Below are 6280 nucleotides of genomic sequence, written 5' to 3' on the forward strand. Positions count from 1 at the left end.
GTATAATGGCAAATCGTTTAAAAGAAAAATATCTTAAAGAAGTAGTTCCTGCTTTGACTGAAAAGTTCAACTACTCATCTGTTATGGCTGTGCCAAAAGTGGATAAAATTGTTTTGAACATGGGTGTCGGTGACGCTGTATCAAACGCTAAAAACCTTGAAAAAGCTGCTGAAGAATTAGCTCTTATATCAGGTCAAAAACCACTTATCACTAAAGCTAAAAAATCAATCGCCGGCTTCCGTCTTCGTGAAGGTGTAGCGATCGGTGCTAAAGTAACCCTTCGTGGCGAACGCATGTATGAATTCTTGGATAAATTAGTTTCAGTTTCTCTTCCACGTGTTCGTGACTTCCACGGTGTTCCAACAAAATCATTTGATGGACGCGGAAACTACACACTTGGTGTGAAAGAACAATTGATCTTCCCAGAAATCAACTTTGATGACGTTGATAAGACTCGCGGTCTTGACATCGTTATCGTAACAACTGCTAACACTGACGAAGAGTCACGCGAATTGCTTACAGGCCTTGGAATGCCTTTTGCAAAATAATATAGGAGGTAGATCTAATGGCTAAAAAATCAATGGTAGCTAGAGAGGCTAAACGCCAAAAAATTGTTGACCGTTATGCTGAAAAACGTGCTGCATTAAAGGCGGCAGGGGACTATGAAGGTTTATCTAAATTACCTCGCAACGCCTCACCGACTCGTTTACATAATCGTTGTAAAGTTACTGGGCGCCCCCATTCAGTTTACCGCAAATTTGGCCTGAGTCGTATCGCTTTTCGCGAACTTGCTCATAAAGGTCAAATCCCTGGTGTAACAAAAGCATCTTGGTAATATCATGATACAAAGAGCGTAACAACCACAGCAAAAATAGGAGATTTGGTATAGGAGCGATGCTCCAAAACAAATCTATCTTTTTTGCCAAGGTTGTAGCTCGTGTTCAAATAAGAATTATCTTATTTGAATGTATCAATACTATCTGAGCATAGCTCAATCATTAACTAGCAAGTGCAGCTTGCAAACTACTAGTAAGAGGAGAAATATAAAATGGTTATGACTGACCCAATTGCAGACTTTTTGACTCGTATCCGTAACGCTAATCAAGCGAACCACGAAGTGCTTGAAGTACCTGCATCAAACATCAAAAAAGGGATTGCTGAAATCCTGAAGCGTGAAGGTTTTGTAAAAAACGTTGAAATCATCGAAGATGACAAACAAGGTATCATCCGTGTATTCCTTAAATACGGACAAAATGGTGAAAAAGTTATCACTGGTTTGAAACGCGTTTCAAAACCAGGTCTGCGTGTTTACAAGAAACGCGAAGATCTTCCAAAAGTTCTGAACGGACTTGGAATTGCTATCCTTTCAACATCTGAAGGCTTGCTGACTGATAAAGAAGCACGCCAAAAGAATATTGGTGGAGAAGTTATCGCTTACGTTTGGTAATATTTAGCTCCCAATTTCTTTGTGACTCTTCGTTATCGTCTCTTGCCTAACCCAAAGTTATGCCTGCGAGACGATGCCTAGATTCACTCTGAAATTGAAACCTAAATGTTCCTTTAAATCGAGAAATCGATTTAAGCCCCCGTGAAAACTGGTCGCTTGCGGCCTGACAATCTAACAGGAGAATATATACATGTCACGTATTGGTAATAAAGTTATCGTGTTGCCTGCTGGTGTTGAAATCAGCAACAAAGACAACGTTGTAACTGTAAAAGGACCTAAAGGAGAACTGACTCGTGAGTTCTCAAAAGATATTGAAATCCGTGTGGAAGGAACAGAAGTAACTCTTCACCGTCCAAACGATTCAAAAGAAATGAAAACAATCCACGGAACTACTCGTGCCCTTTTGAACAACATGGTTGTTGGTGTATCAGAAGGATTCAAGAAAGAACTTGAAATGCGTGGGGTTGGTTACCGTGCTCAACTTCAAGGCAAAAAGCTTGTACTTTCAGTTGGTAAATCTCATCCAGACGAAGTAGAAGCTCCAGAAGGCATCACTTTTGAACTTCCAAACCCAACAACTATCGTTGTCAGCGGAATTTCAAAAGAAGTAGTTGGACAAACAGCAGCTTACGTACGTAGCCTGCGTGCTCCAGAGCCATACAAAGGTAAAGGTATCCGCTACGTTGGTGAATTCGTTCGCCGCAAAGAAGGTAAAACTGGTAAATAATCTTGTCTGGCTGATTTTTTCAGCCAAACAAGCTGTTTCCCAAGGTTGTGCATAAGCACAAGATTAAAATTAAGAGGTGAAAATTGTGATTACGAAACCAGATAAAAATAAAATCCGCCAAAAACGCCACCGTCGCGTTCGCGGAAAACTCTCTGGAACTGCTGATCGCCCACGTTTGAACGTATTCCGTTCTAATACAGGCATCTACGCTCAAGTGATTGATGACGTAGCGGGTGTAACGCTCGCAAGCGCTTCAACTCTTGACAAAGAAGTTTCAAAAGGAACTAAAACAGAACAAGCCGTTGTTGTTGGTAAGCTCGTTGCTGAACGTGCAGTTGCTAAAGGTATTTCTGAAGTCGTCTTCGACCGCGGTGGATATCTCTATCACGGACGTGTAAAAGCTTTGGCTGATGCAGCTCGTGAAAACGGATTGAAATTCTAAGAGGAGGACACTAGAAAATGGCATTTAAAGACAACGCAGTTGAACTTGAAGAACGTTTAGTTGCCATCAACCGTGTTACAAAAGTTGTTAAAGGTGGACGTCGTCTTCGCTTTGCAGCTCTTGTAGTTGTTGGTGATCGCAATGGTCGTGTTGGCTTCGGTACTGGTAAAGCTCAAGAAGTACCAGAAGCAATCCGCAAGGCAGTTGAAGATGCGAAGAAGAATTTGATTGAAGTACCAATGGTTGGCACAACAATTCCTCACGAAGTTCTTTCAGAATTTGGCGGAGCTAAAGTATTGCTTAAGCCAGCTGTTGAGGGTTCTGGGGTTGCTGCTGGTGGTGCGGTTCGTGCCGTCATCGAGTTGGCAGGTGTAGCAGATGTTACATCTAAATCTCTTGGCTCTAACACTCCAATCAACATCGTTCGCGCAACTGTTGAAGGTTTGAAACAATTAAAACGCGCTGAAGAAGTTGCTGCCCTTCGTGGTATTTCAGTTTCTGACTTGGCATAAGAAAGGAGATAACATGGCTCAAATTAAAATTACTTTGACTAAGTCTCCAATCGGACGCATTCCGTCACAACGTAAAACTGTTGTAGCACTTGGACTTGGCAAATTGAACAGCTCAGTTATCAAAGAAGATAATCCAGCAGTACGCGGTATGATTACTGCAGTATCACACTTGGTAACTGTTGAAGAAGTTAAATAAGCTTTGCTGGTTTAACAACTTTAAATTAAAATACGTTAGGGGATGGGATTTTCTCAGCCCCTAAAACTAAATATATGTATAGGCGAGTTTATATAGGAGACACCTTTTCTCCTATATGAGCGCTAGCATTTTACAAAAGAGGAGAAATAATATAATGAAACTTCATGAATTACAACCTGCTGCAGGTTCTCGTAAAGTCCGCAACCGTGTTGGTCGTGGTACATCATCTGGTAACGGTAAAACATCTGGCCGTGGTCAAAAAGGTCAAAAAGCTCGTAGCGGTGGCGGCGTTCGCCTTGGTTTTGAAGGTGGACAAACTCCATTGTTCCGTCGTCTTCCAAAACGTGGTTTCCTGAACATCAACCGCAAAGAATATGCGATTGTTAACCTTGACCAACTGAACGCCTTTGAAGATGGCGCTGAAGTAACACCAGTTGTTCTCATCGAAGCAGGTATTGTAAAAGCTGAAAAATCAGGTATCAAGATTCTTGGTAACGGAGAATTGACAAAGAAATTGACTGTTAAGGCAGCTAAATTCTCTAAATCAGCTGAAGAAGCTATCACTGCTAAAGGTGGTTCAGTGGAAGTCATCTAAGCGAGGTGACCTATGTTTTTCAAACTATTAAAAGACGCATTTAAAATCAAACAGGTACGGTCTAAGATTCTGTTCACGATTTTTATCATCTTAGTTTTCCGTATCGGTACAACTATAACGGTTCCGGGGATTAATGCCAAAGCCTTAAGCAATTTGAATGATTTGCCATTCCTGAATATGCTGAGCTTGGTCTCTGGTAATGCCATGCGCAACTTCTCTGTCTTTGCACTTGGAGTCAGTCCTTACATCACAGCTTCGATCGTTGTTCAGCTGCTGCAGATGGACTTGCTTCCGAAGTTTGTAGAGTGGGGCAAGCAAGGGGAAGTAGGACGGAGGAAGCTGAATCAAGCGACTCGTTATATCGCCCTAGTTTTGGCCTTTGTGCAGGCAATTGGGATTACCGCTGGTTTTGATACTCTCTCAAGAGCTAATCTGGTTGCCAATCCTAATGTTCAGACCTACGCTTTGATTTGCGTTCTTCTAGCAACTGGTTCAATGATTGTAACTTGGCTAGGTGAGCAGATTACAGACAAGGGTTACGGAAATGGCGTTTCCATGATTATCTTTGCTGGTATCGTTTCAGCTATCCCTGATATGATTAAAGGTATCTATGAAGATTACTTTGTCAATATCCCTAGTAATCGTTTGACTTCATCCTTCATTTTTGTAGGGATTCTGATTGTGGCAGTCCTGCTTATCATTTACTTTACAACCTTTGTACAGCAGGCTGAGTATAAAATTCCAGTTCAGTATACGAAAGTAGCTAAGGGTGCACCTTCTAGCTCCTATCTGCCACTGAAAGTCAATCCGGCTGGGGTTATTCCAGTAATCTTTGCCAGCTCGATTACAGCTGCACCGGCAGCGATTTTCCAAGTTGTCAGTGCCTTGGGCTATGACGCAGATTGGGTTAAGACAGCTCAGTCACTTTTGGCAACAACGACCATTAGTGGTATGTTCATGTACGCCTTCCTGATTGTCCTCTTTACCTTCTTCTATACTTTTGTACAGATTAATCCAGAGAAGACAGCAGAAAATCTGCAAAAGAGCGGAGCCTACATTCCAGGTGTCCGTCCTGGTAAAGGAACAGAAGACTACATGTCTAAGCTGTTGCGTCGTTTGGCAACAGTGGGATCTCTCTTCTTAGGTTTCATCTCTATCCTGCCTATCTTGGCTAAAGATGTATTTGGATTGACAGATGCTGTTGCTCTTGGAGGAACCAGTCTCTTGATCATCATCTCAACTGGTATTGAGGGAATGAAACAGCTAGAAGGCTACCTGCTGAAGAGAAAGTATGTCGGCTTTATGGATACTTCAGAGTAAGGGACTTTTTGAATTGCTTTTCTAATGAGAAGCTTGTTCAGATAACCTTTCTTGAACCGAAAATAAACAAAATAAAAGGGGACAGAGTAGACTCACCCCCTTCTATTTTGTTTTTAAACGAGTTTATTAATCGGTTTAATAGATTGCTTTAAAAACAAAAAAGGAGACCAATCATGAATCTTTTGATTATGGGCTTACCAGGTGCTGGTAAAGGAACTCAAGCTGCTAAAATCGTTGAGCATTTCAATGTTGCACATATTTCAACTGGAGATATGTTCCGTGCGGCGATTGCTAACCAAACAGAGATGGGCGTCTTAGCCAAGTCCTATATTGACAAGGGCGAGTTGGTGCCAGATGAAGTCACAAACGGCATTGTCAAAGAGCGCTTAAGTCAGGACGATATTAAGCAAACAGGCTTCCTCTTGGATGGCTATCCACGCACGATTGAGCAAGCACATGCCTTGGATCAAACGCTAGCAGAGCTTGATTTGGCTTTGGACGGCGTTATCAATATCGAAGTAGATCCTAACAGCTTATTGGAGCGTTTGAGTGGTCGTATTATCCATCGTCAAACAGGCGAAACCTTCCACAAGGTCTTCAATCCGCCAGCAGACTATAAGGAAGAGGATTACTACCAGCGCGAAGATGACAAGCCTGAGACAGTTAAACGTCGTTTGGATGTCAATATCGCTCAGGGGGAACCGATTATTGAACACTATCGCAGCAAAGGTCTGGTCCATGATATTCAAGGAAATCAAGATATTAATGATGTCTTCTCAGCTATCGAAAAAGTCTTGACAAATTTGAAATAAAAGCGTTTTTCCTGCTTGCAATATTTGACAAGTAGTGATACAATGAATTAGTCTGACTTATAATTGTTACCTCTGTGCTCAGAGGGATCAAATCGAAATTTATGGAGGTACTTTTGCGTGGCAAAAGACGATGTGATTGAGGTTGAAGGTAAGGTAGTTGATACCATGCCTAATGCAATGTTTACGGTTGAACTTGAAAATGGACATCAGATTTTAGCAACAGTTTCTG

General features: G+C 41.8%; 10 protein-coding genes and 1 pseudogene. All 11 read left to right on the forward strand.

Annotated features, from left to right (window positions below; all coding sequences use genetic code 11):
* Nucleotides 1-5: 5 nt before the first annotated feature.
* Nucleotides 6-548, forward strand: coding sequence for a 50S ribosomal protein L5 (gene rplE, locus QZ169_RS02200; RefSeq protein WP_002894499.1), 543 nt, complete (start codon nucleotides 6-8; stop codon nucleotides 546-548).
* 17 nt (nucleotides 549-565) lie between these two features.
* Entirely contained in the window at nucleotides 566-835 is a 270-nt protein-coding gene (rpsN, locus tag QZ169_RS02205; protein WP_072073237.1) for a 30S ribosomal protein S14, read from the forward strand.
* A 213-nt stretch (nucleotides 836-1048) separates the two neighbouring features.
* Nucleotides 1049-1447, forward strand: a complete 399-nt coding sequence (gene rpsH / locus QZ169_RS02210; RefSeq protein ID WP_072073238.1) for a 30S ribosomal protein S8 — start codon at nucleotides 1049-1051, stop codon at nucleotides 1445-1447.
* 190 nt (nucleotides 1448-1637) lie between these two features.
* On the forward strand, nucleotides 1638-2174 hold the full coding sequence (rplF, locus tag QZ169_RS02215) for a 50S ribosomal protein L6 (protein WP_002894503.1): 537 nt from the start codon (nucleotides 1638-1640) through the stop codon (nucleotides 2172-2174).
* Between the two features lie 85 nt (nucleotides 2175-2259).
* Nucleotides 2260-2616, forward strand: coding sequence for a 50S ribosomal protein L18 (rplR, locus tag QZ169_RS02220; protein ID WP_009659213.1), 357 nt, complete (start codon nucleotides 2260-2262; stop codon nucleotides 2614-2616).
* A 17-nt stretch (nucleotides 2617-2633) separates the two neighbouring features.
* Nucleotides 2634-3128, forward strand: coding sequence for a 30S ribosomal protein S5 (gene rpsE / locus QZ169_RS02225; protein ID WP_002894506.1), 495 nt, complete (start codon nucleotides 2634-2636; stop codon nucleotides 3126-3128).
* Nucleotides 3129-3141: 13 nt separating this feature from the next.
* Nucleotides 3142-3324 carry a 50S ribosomal protein L30 gene (gene rpmD / locus QZ169_RS02230; RefSeq protein ID WP_002894509.1) on the forward strand — a complete coding sequence of 61 codons (183 nt, stop codon included), beginning with the start codon at nucleotides 3142-3144 and terminating at the stop codon, nucleotides 3322-3324.
* Nucleotides 3325-3478: 154 nt separating this feature from the next.
* The gene (rplO, locus tag QZ169_RS02235) at nucleotides 3479-3919 is read left to right on the forward strand and encodes a 50S ribosomal protein L15 (RefSeq protein WP_002901833.1); all 441 of its coding nucleotides are present in this window, start codon (nucleotides 3479-3481) and stop codon (nucleotides 3917-3919) included.
* A 12-nt stretch (nucleotides 3920-3931) separates the two neighbouring features.
* Nucleotides 3932-5239: a preprotein translocase subunit SecY gene (gene secY, locus QZ169_RS02240; RefSeq protein ID WP_111676779.1), complete on the forward strand. Its 1308-nt coding sequence runs from the start codon at nucleotides 3932-3934 to the stop codon at nucleotides 5237-5239.
* A gap of 173 nt (nucleotides 5240-5412) precedes the next feature.
* Nucleotides 5413-6051 carry an adenylate kinase gene (locus tag QZ169_RS02245; protein WP_295504623.1) on the forward strand — a complete coding sequence of 213 codons (639 nt, stop codon included), beginning with the start codon at nucleotides 5413-5415 and terminating at the stop codon, nucleotides 6049-6051.
* 117 nt (nucleotides 6052-6168) lie between these two features.
* Nucleotides 6169-6280: pseudogene (locus QZ169_RS02250) on the forward strand (translation initiation factor IF-1); the annotation flags it as partial.

Origin of the sequence: uncultured Streptococcus sp. (assembly GCF_905372115.1) — a bacterium.
Lineage (GTDB): Bacteria > Bacillota > Bacilli > Lactobacillales > Streptococcaceae > Streptococcus.